Here is a 15250-nt window from a genome sequence, read left to right as displayed (position 1 = left end):
GTGGCCACCGACAAGGCGATCCTCGCCGAGGGGCTGAGCAAGCGCTACGCCACCCACACCGCCCTGCACGGCATCGACCTGGCCGTGCCGACCGGGACGGTCCTGGGCGTGCTCGGCCCGAACGGCGCCGGCAAGACCACCACCGTCCGGATCCTCGCCACCCTCCTGCAACCGGACGGCGGCCGTGCCGTGGTGGCCGGACACGACGTCGCCCGCGACCCCCGCGCGGTGCGCCGCCGCATCGGCCTGGCCGGGCAGTACGCCGCTGTGGACGCGCTGCTGACCGGCCGGGAGAACCTGGTGCTGCTGGGCCGGCTCCTGCGGCTCGGGCGACGCGGCGCGGCGGCGCGCGCCCAGGAACTGCTCGACCGCTTCGGGCTGCTGGACGCCGCGGAGCGGACGGTCGGCACCTACTCCGGCGGGATGCGCCGCCGGCTCGACCTGGCCGCCTGCGTCGTCGGAGAGCCCGAGGTGCTGTTCCTCGACGAGCCGACCACAGGCCTCGACCCGGTCAGCCGGAACGTGCTGTGGAACGAGGTGCGCGGCCTGGTCGCCGGCGGCGTCACCGTACTGCTGACCACCCAGTACCTGGAGGAGGCGGACGAGCTGGCCGACCGCGTCGTGGTCATCGACACCGGTCGGGTCGTCGCCGAGGGCAGCCCCGACGAGCTGAAGCGCAAGGTCGGCACGGACAGCCTGGAGGTGACCGTGGCCCAGCCCGGACAGCTGCGGGCGGCGGCCGCCGCGCTCGCCGCGCTCGGCGGCCGCGCCCCCACCGTCCACGAGGACGGCTGCCGGGTCACCGTCCCGCTCGAACACGGGCTGGACGACGTCGCGTTGGCCGCCTCCGAGCTGCGCGGCCGCGGCATCACCGCCGCGGACTTCCGGGTCCGCAGGCCCTCGCTCGACGACGTGTTCTTCGCCCTCACCGGGGCCGCCGCCCCGACCGGGGCCCCCTCCTCGGAAGGAACCGATCAGCCATGACGGCGCTGGCCGCCTATCTGGCCGACACCGCAGTCCTGACCGGCCGCCACCTGCGCCATCTGCGCCGGTCGCCGGGCAGGCTGCTGCTGGTCACCATGACCCCCGCCGTCATGCTGATCGCCATCGGCTACCTGTTCCGCGACTCGATCGCCATCCCCGGCGTGGCCTCCTACGAGGACTACATCATGGCCGGGATCGCCGCCCAGGTCGCCCTGGCCGGGGTGGGGCCGACCGCCCTGGGCGTGGCCGTCGACCTGCGCGACGGACTGGTCGACCGCTACCGCTCGCTGCCGATATCGGCCAGCAGCGTGCTCGTCGGCCGCGCCCTGTCGGACATGCTCACCGCGGCGGCCGGGCTGGCGGCCGTCTCCGGTCTCGGCCTCCTGCTCGGCTGGCGCCCGCACGGAGGGCCGGGGCGGATCGCGGCCGGCTTCGCGGTGCTGCTTGCCTTCTCCTTCGTCATGCTGTGGGTCGGCATCCTGCTCGGCACCACCATGCGGAACGTGGAGGCGATCGACGGCACCGGGGCGCTGATCCTGGTCGTGCTCTCCTTCCTGTCCAACGCCTACGTCTCGGTGAGCGGGCTGCCGGGCTGGCTCCGCCCTGCGGCGGAGTGGAACCCGGTCAGTTCCGTCATCACCGTCTGCCGCCACCTGTGGGGCAACGAGCCGACCGGGCCGGCGGCCGCCGGGTTCCCGGCGACCCACCCCGGGGTCGTCGTCGCCTTCTCGCTCGGAGTCGTGCTGCTGGCCGTCGTACCCGCCGCGCTGCGCGGATTCCGGCGCGCCGTGGGGCGGTGATCCAACGTCAGCGGGATGTCAGTTGCCAATCATCGGAGCCTCCTAGGTTGGCGTCCGGAACCACCGGGGCCTGAAGCGTCGAGCTCGAAGGAGAACCATGTCCACCGTCACCCCTGAGCACTACACCCGGATCAAGGAGATCGTCGCGAAGCAGATCGGCGTCGAGTTCTCCGCCCTCGGCGACTCGACGCACCTGGTCGACGAGTTGGGCGTGGACTCGCTGAAGCTCATCGACATCCTCAGCGCGATCGAGATGGAGTTCACCATCGTCATCGACATGGAGGAGCTGCCCGAGATGGTCGACGTCGAGGCGATCCACCGGGTCACCGCGCGCGCGGCGGGATGGTAGGGAGTCCCTTGTCCACTGCCTCCCGGCCGGCGGCCCGCAGCCGCCGCACCGTCGTTGTCACCGGCATCGGCGTCATCAGCAGCATAGGCACGGGTGCCGACGAGTACGCCGTGGCACTGCGGGAGGGCCGTTCCGGAGCCCGCCCGCTCACCCGGATCGACACCACCGGATTCCTGCGGAAGAACGCCGCCGAGGTCGAGGACTTCGAGCCGGCCCGCTGGATCCGCAACATCCCGCTCGACTACACCGGTCGCGCCGGGCACTTCGCCGTCGCCGCGGCCCGGCAGGCCGTCGAGAACGCCGGGCTGACGGACGAGGAGCTCGCGGCCCGGCACGTGCTGATCAGCATCGGCACGACCGACGGCGAGTCCCACGACCTCGGCACCCTGGTCGAGCAGGAGCTGGGGGACGGCGGCCCCGACGCGTTGGACCCGTTGCTGGCCCGGCGCCTGGGCTCGGGCCGGCTGTCCACCGCGGTCGCCCGCGAACTGCGGCTCCGCGACGCGGAGGCGGTCACCCTCACCACGGCCTGCGCGGCCGGCAACTACTCCATCGGCTACGGCCTGGACGTCATCCGTTCCGGTGAGGCCGACATCGCGCTGTGCGGCGGCGCCGACGCCGTGTGCCGCAAGACCTTCGCCACCTTCCAGCGGCTCGGCGCCATCACCCCCGACGTGGTGCGGCCGTTCGACGTGCACCGCAAGGGCATCCTCACCGGCGAGGGCGGCGGCGTCCTGGTGCTGGAGTCCCTGGAGTCCGCCCTCGCCCGCGGTGCCCGCATCTACGCCGAGGTCCTGGGCTACGGGCTCTCCTGCGACGCGCAGCACCCCACCGCGCCCAGCCGGGACGGCGTCGCCCGGGCCATGGAACTCGCCCTGGCCGACGCGGGAGTCAAGAAGGACCAGGTGGACTACATCTCGGCGCACGCCACCGGCACCCGCGCCAACGACGCCGCCGAGGCCGGCGCCATCGTCGACGTCTACGGCGAACGCCCGCCCCGCACCGTCGGGTTGAAGTCGATGCTGGGCCACTCGATGGGCGCGGCCAGCGCCCTGGCCGCCGCCGCCTGCGCGCTGTCGATCCACAACGGGTTCATCCCGCCGACGATCAACCACCAGGAGACCGACCCGCAGTGCCCGGTGGACTGCGTCCCCAACCACGCGGTCACGGCTGACGTGCGGATCGTCCAGAACAACTCCAGCGCCTTCGGCGGCAACAACGCCGTCCTGATCCTCGGTTCCCTCAAGGAGCGTGTCTGATGTCCGCGCCCGCGGAAGCAGTACCCGTGCCGGCCGACGGTCCCGTCATCACCGGCTGGTCGGCGGTCTCGGCGCACGGCCTCTCCCGGCGGGACTTCGCCGACGGGGTGCGCTCGGGCCTGGCCGCGGCCCGCACCGAGCCCGACGGCCCGCGACTGCCCCGCCCCGACGCCTGCCTGGTACCCGACCTCGACCGTCCCGGCCTGCTCGGCCAGGAGTACAGCTACACCCTCGACCGGCTGGCCGTCATGGCCCTGCTCGCCACGGACCAGCTGCTGGCCGACCCGGAGGGCGGACCCGTACCGCACACCGACGAACGCACCGGCCTGGTCATGGGGACCACCATGGGCGGCAAGGAGACCATGGCCGCGGTCATCCGGGGCTCGCTGACCAACGCGCGGCCGTTCTACGTCGACGTCGGCCTGATCCCGGGCTGCGTGATGAACCACTCCGCCGGTGCCGCCGCGATCCGGCACGACCTGCGCGGCCCCAACGCCACGGTCGGCGGCGGCCGGGTGAGCGGCCTGCTCGCCCTCAACTACGCGCGCCGCCTGCTCGACCAGGGCCGCGCCGACAACTGCCTGGTCGGTTCCGCCGAGGAGTTCGCCCCCACCCAGGCCTGGCTGGAGCAGGCCGCCGGCACCCGAGGGGAGCCCGCCCCGCTGCTCGGCGAGGGCTGTGGGCTGCTGCTGCTGGAACCGGCCGGCGCCGGCCGACTGCCGCCGCTCGCCGTGGTGTTGGACGTCTCCACCGGCATCGACGTGGACGACGACCCGCAGGCGGCCGTGGCCTCCTGCGCGCGCCGCGCCCTCGACCGGGCGGGCGTCGCGCCGGAGGAGGTGTGGGCCGCCGTCCCCACGGCCGCGCCGACCCCTGAGGGCGCGGCGGAGCACGCCGCGCTGGCCGGGCTGGTGCCGCCGGAGGCACTGGACCGGATCCCGTCGATGGCACTGCTCGGCGACACCGGCGCCGCGTCCGCGACGCTGCAGATCGCGGCGCTGCTCGTGATCGCCGGGGCCGACCCGACGGCCGCCGGCCGCGTGGCGCTGGTCTCGGCGGTGGACCGGGACGGCACCGTCGCCGTCGCCGTACTGCGACTCCTCGAGGTGACGTCATGACCGCGTTGGTGACCGGAGGTTCGCGGGGCATCGGACGGGCGGTCGTGCTGCGGCTCGCCCGGGACGGCCACGACGTGGCCTTCTGCTACCGGTCCGACGAGGCCGCCGCCGAGTCGCTGCTGAAGGAGACGGCGGAGCTGGGCACCCGGGTCGTCGCGGCCCGCTGCGACACCTCGGACGGTGCCGCCGTAAGGGCCTGGGTGCGCGAGGCGGAGCGCGAACTGGGGCCGGTGGACACCGTGGTGGCGTCGGCCGGCATCACCCGGGACCGTCCGCTGGTGCTGATGGGCGACGAGGACTGGCGGCAGGTGCTGAACGTCAACCTGGACGGGGTCTACCACCTGTGCCGGGCGGCGGTGCCCGGCATGGCCAAGCGCGGCCGCGGGTGCGTGGTCAACCTCTCCTCGGTCTCCGGGATCTCCGGCAACGCCGGGCAGGCCAACTACTCGGCCTCCAAGGCCGGGATCATCGCCTTCACCAAGAGCCTGGCGAAGGAACTCGGTCCGCGCGGCGTGCGGGCCAACGCCGTCGCGCCGGGCCTGATCGACACCGACATGGTGGGCGGCGCCTCCGAGGCCGCGATCGGGCGGATCCTGCAGAACGTGCCGCTGCGTCGGCTGGGCCGTCCCGAGGAGGTCGCCGAACTGGTCGGCTTCCTCGCCTCCGACCGTGCGGCCTACGTGACCGGATCGGTGTTCGAGGTGCACGGCGGCCTCACCCTCTGACCCACCCACCCCTAGCCCGTGGAGAAGTGACCATGTCCCGGATTCCCAGTTTCGCCGTGATCTCCGGCGCCCAAGTGCACCACGCCACGGCCGGCCGGGAGCAGGCCGTCATCACGGCGGTCGAGAAGGCGTACCGGCTGCACGGCGCCGGTGAGACCGTCAACCCCGACTCCTACTTCCTGCGCTTCCCCGACCGGCCCTCGTCACGGATCATCGCCCTGCCCGCCTCGGTGGGCGGGGAGGTGGACGTGCACGGCCTCAAGTGGATCGCCAGCTTCCCGGAGAACGTGGCCGCCGGCATCCCGCGCGCCTCCGCGGTGCTGGTGCTGAACGACGCCGAGACCGGCTACCCGTTCGCCCTGCTGGAGAGTTCGATCATCAGCGCGGCCAGGACCGCCGCGTCGGCCGCCCTGGCCGCCCGCGCGCTCGGCGAGGCACGCGGCACCAAGCCGCGCCGCCTCGGCTTCGTCGGGGCCGGGCTCATCGCCCGCTACGTGCACACCTACCTCGCGGCGGCCGGGTTCGGCTTCGACGAGATCGGCGTGTACGACCTGTCCGCCGAGCACGCCGCGGGCCTCTCCGACCACCTGCGCGGGGCGCAGCCCTCGGACGTCACCGTGCACGACACGGCCGAGGACCTGATCCGGTCCAGCGACCTGGTGGTCTTCGCCACCGTCGCGGGCGAGCCCCACGTCCACGACCCGGCCTTCTTCTCCCACAACCCCCTGGTCCTGCACCTCTCCCTACGCGACCTCTCCACCGAGATCATCCTCTCCGCCTGGAACGCGGTGGACGACGTCGAACACTGCCTCAAGGCCGACACCTCCCCGCACCTGACCGAACAGGCCGTCGGCAACCGCGAGTTCATCGCGGGCACCCTCGCCGACGTCCTCACCGCCCGCATCACCCCGCCCGCCGACAAGCCCGTCGTCTTCTCCCCCTTCGGCCTCGGCGTCCTCGACCTCGTCGTCGCCAAGCACGTCTACGACGCCGTCTCCACCGCCGGCGACCTCCGCACCGTGCCCGACTTCTTCCACGACACCGACCGCTACGGCCGGACGCTCGCGGATCCGGCGCCCACGGAAGGCCGACAGTGACCCTGCCGCGGCGCGTCCGGCGCGTCCGGCGCACCGCCGTCGCCTCCGCCGTCGCGGTCATCGCCGTCGCCGGCCCGGCCGGCTGCGACGCCGGCGACGTGACCGGCGTCGGCGACGGGCCCGCCCACGTGGCGGAGTTCGAGTTCACCGAGCAGGTCACCGAACTGGTGGTGACCACCGCCCACGGGAACATCGTCACCCGTCCCGCCGGCGGCAGCACCACCAAGGTCACCGAGACGGTGCGCTACCGGTCGACGAAGCCGACCACCACCCGCACCCGGAACGGCGGCACCCTCACCCTGTCGGCCGGCGGCTGCGGCTCCGCCCTGGGCGCGAACGCGACCTGCTCGGTGGACTACACCGTCGAGGTGCCCAAGGGGGCCAAGGTCAACCTCCGCGGCTCGGCCGGCGACGTCACCCTGACGGGAACGACCGGCGGCGGCGAACTCCACAGCGAGGCGGGCGACATCAAGGCCGACGGCGTGTCGGGCGCGCTGACGGCGAGCACCGACGGCGGCGACATCGACCTGGCCTTCGCCACGGCACCGGGCAACGTGAAGGCCACCAGCTCCGCGGGCGACGTCACCCTCCGCGTCCCGAACGGCCACTACGCCGTGGAAGCCTCGACGGACGTCGGCGACCGCACCGTACGGGTCACCAACGACCCGTCCGCGGCCACCCGCCTGAACCTGCACTCCGACGTCGGCAACGTCTCCGTCCTCCCCACCCCCTGACACCCGGCGGCCCACCCACCCAACCCGCGGGCCCGCCCCGGCCCCCGGCCACCGGCCACCGGCCACCGGCCACCGGAACGAGAAAACCCCAGGTCAAAGAACTGACCTGGGGTTTCACCATGGAGCCGCCTGCGGGATTCGAACCCGCGACCTACGCATTACGAGCCCGAGAGTGATCATGATGGCTGCTGCCAGCATCTCTCACCTGGCGGTGTTTGCGCAGGTCATGGCCCTGTTTGCTGTTTCACGATCTCGCTCGAACTGCTGCGTGTTGCACCGTCCGCTCACGCATCGCTCACGCAAGGACTCTCGCGTAAAGGCCCGGAGAGCGGCCAGCCCAGCACCGGCGAGGCCGCTTCAACGACCAACCGTGGAAGCGTTCCCCGAGGCCACCGGGGTCCGGCGCCGTCGGATCAACTGGTCGACCCGTTCTGCGGCTGCGGCTGGGTCTTCGTGCTCCCAGACTCGGATCACCGTCCAGCCAGCCGCACTCAGCTTCTCTGTTGTCTCAGCATCCCGGGCCCGATTGCCATCGATCTTCTCTCGCCAGAAGTCGGCGTTCCTGGTCGCCGGCCGGTAGTGCTCCGGGCAACCGTGCCAGAAACAACCGTCCACGAAGACCGCGACCTTGTCGCCGGGAAACACCAGGTCCGCAGTGCGTCGGATTTCAGCTAGCGGCCTGGCGTTGACCCTGTAACGCAGGCCACGGCTGTAGAGCAGGCTGCGCAGCGCCAGTTCCGGCCCAGTGTCCTTGCCCCGGTTCGCTCGCATGGATGCGCGGACCTCCCGCGAGGATGCCTTCGACTCGGGCGGCAGCGGCTCTTCCGTCACCAGGCCCTTCTCCCGTGCGTGTCGCCACGCGTCGGCCAAGTTCTCCTTCCGGGAGTCTCGCTCGACCTCGCAGATGTACCTCTCTTGGGTTTCACCGTCCTGTGACCAGCGCAAGTACGCGCGAATGCGCCGCGTACGCCGGTACAGCCGAAGCGTGATCGATGCACGTGCGAAGCGCCCGTCGCCGACAGCGACACTGCGATGGTTGCGACCTCCGGCCGCACGGTCCTGCTCCAGCGCTGGCGCGATGGCCCCAGCTCGTCGTTTGTACGCGCGCTCTGGGGGGAGCCGCTCTTTCCAGTGCCCCCCATCCCCTATCTGCGGCATACGATCAGTGTCCCGCTGCCGTCAGGGCGTCGGCGACGGCGTGGGCGAAGAACTCGCCGAGCACGACCGGAACCGCGTTGCCGAGTTGCCGCATTTGCTCGCCCCGAGGGCCGGAGCCGAGCCACTCATCGGGGAATGTCATGACGCGGGCGGTCTCCCGCACGGTCATGTAGCGGTGCTGGTAGGTCTCGCCGCCGGCGGACGGCTCACGGACAAGCTTGTCCGTGAGCATTACCGACTCGCCTCCTGGGACGCCGTGGACGCCGGCCTTGACCGTCTTGGCGGGCCGGTCGAGCTCGTTCGGCGTGTGGCCCTTGTAGATCCGGGCACCGGGCCAGCCGATGTGATCGACGACGCCGATCTCCTTGCCGAAGTTGAACTTCTCGTGGAGTCGGCTCAGGTCAACCGCCGGCAGGGCCGGAAGCTTCTCGTCTGTGCCGTAGCCCTCAATGGCGTCGCGCAGCGTGCGCCACGGCTGGCAGTCGTCTTCCTTGATCACCTTGGGCAGGCGCGCGCGAACTCGGTCACGCACATGCCCCGGCACATCTGGATGGCGCTGCCAGTAGGGACCGTCCTCGTCCCGCATCGAGCGCTGCAGGGCCGGCTCCGAGAACGGCTGCGTCTTGACGTACTTGGTGAAAGCCTCGATGTCGACGCCCAGGTCGGCCCGGAAGGCCACAAGGACCACGCGATTCCGAATCTGCGGGACGCCGTAGTCGGCGGCGTTGACCGGGACCATCACCACCTTGTAGTGGTCGGGGTCGCCGTCGTCGTCGGAGAGCCCCCCGAGGATGCGCGTCAGGTGGGCGTTGTGATCCTGCCACCTCGCCTCATCGTCCCGCTTCTCGAACGGGAGGCTCAATTCGTTCTGGATGTACTGGAAGTACTCCGCGAACGACGGCCGCAGCAGACCTCGGACGTTCTCGCAGATGACGGCCTTCGGCCGGATCTCCCGCACCGCCTGGAACATGGCGGGGAACATGTTGCGCTTGTCCTCGTCGCCCTTGGCGACTCCGCCCGCGCTGAACGGCTGGCATGGGGGTCCACCGGCGAGGACGTCGACCTGCCCCTTGAGCTTGCTCATGTCGAGATCGCGGACGTCCCCCGGGTAGAGAGGGGCCGGTTCGCCCGGCTTCGGCGGCGAGGGCCTGCGCTCCTCGGTACGCAGCAGGCCGTCGACGCCAAGGGTCTTCCGCGCGCTGGCCACAAGGGTCTCGCAGGCCCGATTGTTGAACTCGTTGAACAGCAGTGGGCGGAAGCCCGCCTGGTGGACCGCCATGGCAAGGCCGCCTCCGCCCGCGAACAGCTCAACACTGGTACGCGGCTTCTTCATGTCTTCAGGCTGGTCAACCATGCGAGAACCATACCGCGGAGTTGGTGATCTTGGCGGGATTTCACCCGAACGTGTCCCCTGATAGTGAGCAAGAACATAGGGTTGCCTTGATCAATACCGGACGAGGAGCGGTGCGAGATGACACAGGCGGCCAGGCCGAACGGTCGGGGCACCTACCACGACGACTTCCGGCTGAGCATCACCAAGGCACTTGGTGATCAGCTGGCCGACGCGCTCTCCCATCTGGGACGCGCGCCGCTGGCCGACGAGAACCTCGTACAACTCGACGAGCGGCCCGGCGTGTACCAGCTCTACCTAGGTGGCGACTTCGTCTACGTCGGCAAGGCCGACAAGACCCTGCCTGGCCGGCTGCGGAACCACTTGCGCAAGCTCTCGGGGCGCCGCAACATCGACCTTGATGACGTCGCATTCTCCTGCCTGTACGTCGCGGAGGACTTCTCCGCGCTCGCGCCGGAACAGCTGCTCATCAGCCATCACAAGGAGATGGGCAGCATCCCCTGGAACAACAACGGCTTCGGTAACAAAGACCCGGGGCGCCAGCGTGACAGCACGATCCTGAAGAAGAACCACTTCGACGTCGTGTTCCCGATCGACCTGGACCGACCCGTCGAGGGGCTTGTCGCGGGAGATACCTCTCTGCACGCCTTCTTGAAGGCGCTCAAGAGCGGGCTGCCCTACAACTTCCGGTACGCGGAGCCACCGCGCTCAAAGTCCTCGTTTGTGACGGTGCCGCACGCTGGGCTCTCGGCCAACGAGGCGTTCCGCCTGCTTTCCGAGGCGCTGCCCGAAGCATGGCAGGTAGCGGCCCTCATGGGCTATGTGATCATGTATGCGGACTCGCCAAACGAGTACAAGAGCGCGTGGAGATACTTCCGGTCCGGAACTGTGGTCGAAGCTGAGCCCGAAGCCTCACCCGAGGAGATCGGCCAGGACGACCTATTCGACGAGGAATGATCGCGTACGTACACCAGTCAGTGAGCCCGATCCGGACCTGGCCGCACCTGTTGGCCCCAGGTCGGACCTGGCTCTGGATGAGCAGGAAGACATGACCTCCGAGTACACACCGAACTCGTTCGATCCTCTGTCGACCGAGCAGATCGCGAACACCATCTGCGAGACGTTCGAACGACAGCCGCTGGTCTCCATGACTCACGAGATCCCGCGATTCGAGGGTTCGGGGCTGTACGCGCTCTACTACCGTGGCGCGAGCGTGGATTTGTATTTGCCTCTCGCTCACCTGCAGATCCCCGTGTACGCGGGCCAGGCACTCTCCAGTAACAGCGCTACCGGGGAGAAGGTCCGGGAAAAGTACCCTCTTCACAGCCGCCTCAAGCAGCACCGGCTTTCGATCATCGAGGGCGGCCTGCCCATCGCCGAGTTCCGCTTCCGGGCTCTCCTGCTCCCCGACGTGCACGCCGATCTGGGCGAAAATGGTCTGCGCGTCGGCTACCAACCGATATGGAACAGCAAGCTCAAGGGCTTCGGCAGCAAGGAGCAGGGCGCCAGCACCCGCAAGAGCAAGAAGAGCATGTGGGACACCGTGCACGACGGTCGTCGGCGCACACACGGCGGGGTGGTCCATGATTCCGAATCGTTGATCGCCACGGCCAAGGCGCATATCGAGCAGCAGGTCAGCGGCTACGACTCACTTGCATGGCCCCATCCAGCCGCCGATGTGCTCCTCGACCTCGACACTGCCTGATCTGGCGCACAAAACGTCGGAGCGGTTTGTCAGGCACTCGCAGCGGCGGGCGGCGCTGTCTCACGGGCAGTCATCACGTTGGCCAGCGCTTGCTTGTTCGTGATCCATTCCGTGTCACCAGCGGAAACCGAGCGCTGAACGGCTTCGAAGGCGGCTTCGTCGAGCGCAACAGGCTTGGCCAGGTGTGCCCGCATGAAGTGCTTGAAGAGCGCGGGCAACTGATCCGGCCCGGTTACGGTCTTGGTCCTCAGCGAGAAGAGCGGCAGGAACCACGCTTCGAAGCCGTCCCTGACCTCCTGGGTGGCTCGGTACGCCTCATGCAGCGGCTGCAGGCTGGCCGTGTGGTCGTAGGGGAGGTGACCGTGCAGGGCGTACTGAAGCCGGGTGCCCTCGTGTTCGCGGAAGTGCTGGCCATGGGCGGCGATGTGGTTGGCCGCGTTCTCGGTGATGGTCATGACGGCCGTGTCCGCTTCGCGCCGCCGGGCTGCGGCGAGGACGGTGGCATGGATGCCGACGCGCGGGTCGAGGACGAGGCCGTTGAGGCCGAGGGGCGAGAGGTCGATGCCGTGGTCGCGGGTTCGGGAGAGGATCAGCCGCTCGGCGACATTGCCGGCAGTGTGCTGGAGGTGCTTGGGCTGCTGGCGGTGGCTGGCGTGGATGTCCGAGCGGTCGAGGACGGGGCGGTCCCTCGCGAGTTCGGCGACGAGGTGGAGGCCCCTGCGGTCTTCGGTGTCGGTGCTGCCACAGGCGTTGCAAGGGTGGCTGCCGGTGCCGGTCATGTGACCGCAGGCCCGGCAGGTGGGGACGGTCTCGCGGCCGATGGTGAGGGTGCCGGCGCGGAGGTTGTTCTCGATCATCTCCAGCGCGAGGTTGGCGACCTCCGCGTCGGTGTCGGTCAGGATGCCGCCCGCCGGGGACTGTCCGGACGTGTACTTGGCGGCGATCAGATCGGCCTCGAACCGCTGGCGGGGGATCATCGGGCCCTCGGCCTGGCGGTGGCGGAGGTCTCCGGCGAGGGTGACGGTGTTCCACAGGTGGGGTGCGGGCGGTAAGCCCAGGATGGCGTTGAGGGCGGCGGCGAGGCGGATGCCCACGGCCTTGCCGGGGCGGGTGTCGAAGGTGAAGGGGCCGTTCTGGACGGGCCCGTTGAGGAACAGGTGTCGCACGGGCTCCTCCTAGATCGGCGGGGTGGTGGTTCCCGTCCGGGTGAACCGGCCGTCTCGCAGTTCGTAGTGGAGGATCGCGGCGTTGGGCATCTTGCCCTTCCGCTCCTCGGCGAGGATCTCGGGCAAGGTGCAGGCTTCGAGCAGGGATCGAAGGGCTACCGCGGCGGTCTGGTGGGTGAAGGCGACGACGGTGCGGGATTGCTGGAGTTCGGCCTGGGCGAGGGCGGCGAACTCGGCGGCCCGGTTGAGCACGCCCTCGGCGAGCGACTCGCCGCCGCCCGGCGCGGTCCAGATGTGCTTGCGCAGGCGGCGGTCCTCGGCGAGTTCGGGGTAGCTGTCGTAGAGCTCGCGCTTGGTCATGTAGGTGGCGTCGCCGTAGTGCTGCTCGTCCAGGAGCGCGGTCTGCTGAGGCCACCCGTCAGGGAGGTCGGGCAGGGCGATCGTGGCGGTGTCGATCGCCCTGCGGTAGGTCGAGGTGTAAACGCACGGCTCCGGGCCGACGAGCTCCGGCAGGACGCCGGCCAGCCACTGGGCCTGCCGGAAGCCGCGAGGGGTCAGGCCGACGACGGTGCGGGAGATGGCGTGCGCGGCGTGGCCGCTGTAGGGGCGGGGGTCCTGGTAGAAGCCGTTGTACTTGTCGGCGTTCTCGACGGACTCGGCGTGTCGGATGACAAGCAGGGGCAAGAAGAGGCTCCTATCCGGCGAGGTTGGCGACGTAGGAGCCGCTGACGGTCCAGGGGGTGAGTTCGATGCCGAAGCCGCTGTGTTCGCCGTCCTGGGTGTGGACGAGCTTGCCGGACAGGTGCACGGTGTCGCCGGACCTGAAGGCTCCCGTGTAGGCACCGAGGTACGACCGCATGTGGGTGATCCTGCGAGCGAAGGAGTCGGCCTCGTCGATGGTGGAGCTGAGGATCGTCTTGACCTTGATCCCGTAGACGGCCGGGGTGGTGAGGCCCTCGGCGTGGTCGGTGATCTTCGCGAGAAGGGAGATCTCGCCGATCTCCTTGGAGGAGATCCGGGCGAAGGTCCTGTCACGGTCGGAGCGGATGGGTTCGCAGTTGATGTGCGCGCCGGCGTTCGCGGTGAGCCCTTGGAGCTTGCGGCGTTCCTGCTTGATGAGGGCGTCGAAGGAGCTGCCCTCCATGTACTTGGCCCGGCGGATGTACAGCCGGGTGAGGTCGTCCCCGTCGTACGGCCGGATCAGGTCGGCCTGCTGGAACAGCTCGTGGGCGGCCTGATAGCCCTCCGGTCCGTAGCAGACGAGGTCGATGTCCGAGCGTTCGTTGAAGCAGCCGACGAGGAAGGAGCCGGTGACGCCGATCAAGCCCTGGACGCCGTTCGCGGTGATCCACTCGGTGATCGCCAGGAGGTCCTTGCCCGCCGGGTTGTCGGCGACCGCGCCGGGCTCCTCGTGGATGGCGGCGAGCGCTTGGCGGCAGGAGTAGTGGACGGCGACGTCCTCGCGCGGGATACCGGTGATCACGCAGCCGAGGGTGTCGGAGTAGACGTAACACTCCGGCCTGCCGGCCAGGATGCCGAAGGACTTCGACACCACGCTGTTCTGCCGGTAGGTCCGGCCGAACAGTCGCCGGTCGCCCTTCTCGTCGGGGTGGTACTTGACGTAGCCGAGGTAGTGGCTGCCGGGGTGGCTGTCACCGATGACCTTGAAGACCACTCCGTGATGGTCCATCAAGTAGTCGCGATCGCGGACGGTGGGGACCGGCCTACCGGTGTTCAGCGGTGAACCGTTCCAGAGTGGGGAAGGTGCCGGTGTCGATCGTGTTGGACGACTCATACTGATCAAGTCCCATCGTGAAAAGGGTGCGGCGGTATTGCCACTTGATGTGCTTGTCGTGCCGCGTGGGGTCGGTGGGCCGCATGAGGGCGAGGAAGAAGAAGCACTTGACGAGCAGGAAGTCGCCCAGGTGCTCGCTCACCCGCTGCCCGATCAGGGACGCGGTGGTCTCGTCGAGCGCGGCGGTGTAGGCGGCGCGCTGTCCCGAGGTGACCGTGTAGCCCTTGCCACCGCCCTTGAAGGCCACGATGTCCAGCGCGGGGTAGACGTCATAGCCGAGCGGGATCGGCCCGTGGTGCTGCCAGTCGATGACCCCGGCTTCCAGGACGTTCGGCAGGCCGTAGTCGAGGTGCCCGTGCACCATCGGCAGCGTGGCCAGCCGGTCGAGGGCAACCTTGACCGCCTCGTGGACCCGCGAGGTGTCGAAGTCCGGGTTCTCCTCGAAGACCTCTGCCGCGAAGGCGGCCTTCTCGAACCACGACGTTGCCGGCAGTGGGTGCCGCGCCTGGGCCCGTAGGAGACGCGATGCGACAGCAGCCGCGGTGTCGACCACCTGGTGGGTAACCTGCCCGTCCCGCCGGGCGTCGGCAAGCGCCTCCTCGTGTAGCGAGGTGTCACCGATGGCGCGCTCGACAACGAAGTAGCCGCCGTCCTCCAACCCGCTGTCTACGATCTCCGGCACGGGATAGCCCAGTCCTGAAGCCATCTGCTGGAACTCGATCTCTGCCAGCAGGTCCTCGCCACCCGTCCGCTTGTAGAGCAGGCCATCGGCCGACCTCCACACCGCGCCTTGGGTGGCGGTTCTGTCCTTCACAAACTCCCAGTCGCTCATCCATCCATCCTTCCGTAGCGCCGAGTTGGGGTGGAGCAGGTACGGCTGTGTCGCCCCGGCTACTGGGTGAGCGCCCCCGCCGGCCCGACGCGGAACCCGCAGGGCGTCGAGTTCGCAGGGGGCTGCGGGGGCGCTCTGAGTGGCCGTTGCCGTGGGGGAATTCGGCGTCGGCCACTC

At 69.8% G+C, this 15250-nt stretch carries 16 protein-coding genes; 10 read left to right on the top strand and 6 right to left on the bottom strand.

Going from position 1 to position 15250, the window contains the following annotated elements:
- The 8 genes from ACZ5OX_RS08515 to ACZ5OX_RS08480 all read left to right on the top strand — a co-directional run bounded on the left by ACZ5OX_RS08515 (window position 1) and on the right by ACZ5OX_RS08480 (window position 7066).
- Window positions 1–984: an ATP-binding cassette domain-containing protein gene (locus ACZ5OX_RS08515; RefSeq protein WP_465629269.1), complete on the top strand. Its 984-nt coding sequence runs from the start codon at window positions 1–3 to the stop codon at window positions 982–984.
- Complete coding sequence (locus tag ACZ5OX_RS08510) at window positions 981–1784, top strand: ABC transporter permease (protein ID WP_465629268.1); 804 nt, start codon at window positions 981–983, stop codon at window positions 1782–1784. Before ACZ5OX_RS08515 ends, ACZ5OX_RS08510 begins: the two co-directional genes overlap by 4 nt.
- 97 nt (window positions 1785–1881) lie before the next feature.
- Window positions 1882–2133 carry an acyl carrier protein gene (locus tag ACZ5OX_RS08505; RefSeq protein ID WP_465629267.1) on the top strand — a complete coding sequence of 84 codons (252 nt, stop codon included), beginning with the start codon at window positions 1882–1884 and terminating at the stop codon, window positions 2131–2133.
- Complete coding sequence (locus tag ACZ5OX_RS08500; RefSeq protein WP_465629266.1) at window positions 2127–3392, top strand: beta-ketoacyl-[acyl-carrier-protein] synthase family protein; 1266 nt, start codon at window positions 2127–2129, stop codon at window positions 3390–3392. Before ACZ5OX_RS08505 ends, ACZ5OX_RS08500 begins: the two co-directional genes overlap by 7 nt.
- Complete coding sequence (locus ACZ5OX_RS08495) at window positions 3392–4510, top strand: beta-ketoacyl synthase N-terminal-like domain-containing protein (RefSeq protein WP_465629265.1); 1119 nt, start codon at window positions 3392–3394, stop codon at window positions 4508–4510. Before ACZ5OX_RS08500 ends, ACZ5OX_RS08495 begins: the two co-directional genes overlap by 1 nt.
- Entirely contained in the window at window positions 4507–5235 is a 729-nt protein-coding gene (fabG, locus tag ACZ5OX_RS08490; protein ID WP_465629264.1) for a 3-oxoacyl-ACP reductase FabG, read from the top strand. Before ACZ5OX_RS08495 ends, fabG begins: the two co-directional genes overlap by 4 nt.
- A 32-nt stretch (window positions 5236–5267) precedes the next feature.
- Window positions 5268–6332 carry a 2,3-diaminopropionate biosynthesis protein SbnB gene (sbnB, locus tag ACZ5OX_RS08485; RefSeq protein WP_465629263.1) on the top strand — a complete coding sequence of 355 codons (1065 nt, stop codon included), beginning with the start codon at window positions 5268–5270 and terminating at the stop codon, window positions 6330–6332.
- A complete protein-coding gene (locus tag ACZ5OX_RS08480) occupies window positions 6329–7066 on the top strand; it encodes a DUF4097 family beta strand repeat-containing protein (RefSeq protein WP_465629262.1) in 738 nt (245 codons plus the stop codon). The genes sbnB and ACZ5OX_RS08480 overlap by 4 nt, the downstream gene beginning before the upstream one ends.
- 357 nt (window positions 7067–7423) lie before the next feature.
- On the opposite strand, the gene ACZ5OX_RS08475 is transcribed toward ACZ5OX_RS08480, so the two are convergent.
- Both ACZ5OX_RS08475 and ACZ5OX_RS08470 read right to left on the bottom strand, forming a co-directional pair.
- The gene (locus ACZ5OX_RS08475; RefSeq protein ID WP_465629261.1) at window positions 7424–7936 is read right to left on the bottom strand and encodes a very short patch repair endonuclease; all 513 of its coding nucleotides are present in this window, start codon (window positions 7934–7936) and stop codon (window positions 7424–7426) included.
- Between the two features lie 292 nt (window positions 7937–8228).
- Entirely contained in the window at window positions 8229–9578 is a 1350-nt protein-coding gene (locus ACZ5OX_RS08470; protein WP_465629260.1) for a DNA cytosine methyltransferase, read from the bottom strand.
- A 117-nt stretch (window positions 9579–9695) separates the two neighbouring features.
- Here ACZ5OX_RS08470 and ACZ5OX_RS08465 point away from each other — a divergent pair, with 117 nt between their 5' ends.
- Window positions 9696–10532: an Eco29kI family restriction endonuclease gene (locus ACZ5OX_RS08465; RefSeq protein ID WP_465629259.1), complete on the top strand. Its 837-nt coding sequence runs from the start codon at window positions 9696–9698 to the stop codon at window positions 10530–10532.
- A gap of 91 nt (window positions 10533–10623) precedes the next feature.
- Entirely contained in the window at window positions 10624–11280 is a 657-nt protein-coding gene (locus tag ACZ5OX_RS08460) for an Eco29kI family restriction endonuclease (protein WP_465629258.1), read from the top strand.
- 29 nt (window positions 11281–11309) lie between these two features.
- Here the strand turns inward: ACZ5OX_RS08460 and ACZ5OX_RS08455 are convergent, their stop codons facing one another.
- From ACZ5OX_RS08455 to ACZ5OX_RS08440, 4 genes are read right to left on the bottom strand one after another with little or no spacing between them, the layout of a single operon-like run.
- Window positions 11310–12446 carry a hypothetical protein gene (locus ACZ5OX_RS08455; RefSeq protein ID WP_465629257.1) on the bottom strand — a complete coding sequence of 379 codons (1137 nt, stop codon included), beginning with the start codon at window positions 12444–12446 and terminating at the stop codon, window positions 11310–11312.
- Window positions 12447–12455: 9 nt separating this feature from the next.
- On the bottom strand, window positions 12456–13130 hold the full coding sequence (locus ACZ5OX_RS08450; protein WP_465629256.1) for a histidine phosphatase family protein: 675 nt from the start codon (window positions 13128–13130) through the stop codon (window positions 12456–12458).
- A gap of 10 nt (window positions 13131–13140) precedes the next feature.
- A complete protein-coding gene (locus ACZ5OX_RS08445; protein WP_465629255.1) occupies window positions 13141–14136 on the bottom strand; it encodes a nucleotidyltransferase domain-containing protein in 996 nt (331 codons plus the stop codon).
- A 34-nt stretch (window positions 14137–14170) separates the two neighbouring features.
- The gene (locus ACZ5OX_RS08440; RefSeq protein ID WP_465629254.1) at window positions 14171–15073 is read right to left on the bottom strand and encodes a phosphotransferase; all 903 of its coding nucleotides are present in this window, start codon (window positions 15071–15073) and stop codon (window positions 14171–14173) included.
- Between the last annotated feature and the right edge of the window lie 177 nt (window positions 15074–15250).

This window comes from Kitasatospora sp. NPDC032121, assembly GCF_055580145.1.
This window is presented reverse-complemented; position numbering and strand designations above follow the sequence as displayed.

Excerpts from the sequence above, each read along its gene's own strand:
- ACZ5OX_RS08510 (WP_465629268.1), top strand. The coding sequence starts at position 981 with ATGACGGCGCTGGCCGCCTATCTGGCCGACACCGCAGTCCTGACCGGC.
- ACZ5OX_RS08495 (WP_465629265.1), top strand. The coding sequence starts at position 3,392 with ATGTCCGCGCCCGCGGAAGCAGTACCCGTGCCGGCCGACGGTCCCGTC.
- ACZ5OX_RS08505 (WP_465629267.1), top strand. The coding sequence starts at position 1,882 with ATGTCCACCGTCACCCCTGAGCACTACACCCGGATCAAGGAGATCGTC.
- ACZ5OX_RS08440 (WP_465629254.1), bottom strand. The coding sequence starts at position 15,073 with ATGAGCGACTGGGAGTTTGTGAAGGACAGAACCGCCACCCAAGGCGCG.
- fabG (WP_465629264.1), top strand. The coding sequence starts at position 4,507 with ATGACCGCGTTGGTGACCGGAGGTTCGCGGGGCATCGGACGGGCGGTC.
- ACZ5OX_RS08465 (WP_465629259.1), top strand. The coding sequence starts at position 9,696 with ATGACACAGGCGGCCAGGCCGAACGGTCGGGGCACCTACCACGACGAC.
- ACZ5OX_RS08500 (WP_465629266.1), top strand. The coding sequence starts at position 2,127 with ATGGTAGGGAGTCCCTTGTCCACTGCCTCCCGGCCGGCGGCCCGCAGC.
- sbnB (WP_465629263.1), top strand. The coding sequence starts at position 5,268 with ATGTCCCGGATTCCCAGTTTCGCCGTGATCTCCGGCGCCCAAGTGCAC.
- ACZ5OX_RS08460 (WP_465629258.1), top strand. The coding sequence starts at position 10,624 with ATGACCTCCGAGTACACACCGAACTCGTTCGATCCTCTGTCGACCGAG.
- ACZ5OX_RS08445 (WP_465629255.1), bottom strand. The coding sequence starts at position 14,136 with ATGGACCATCACGGAGTGGTCTTCAAGGTCATCGGTGACAGCCACCCC.
- ACZ5OX_RS08470 (WP_465629260.1), bottom strand. The coding sequence starts at position 9,578 with ATGGTTGACCAGCCTGAAGACATGAAGAAGCCGCGTACCAGTGTTGAG.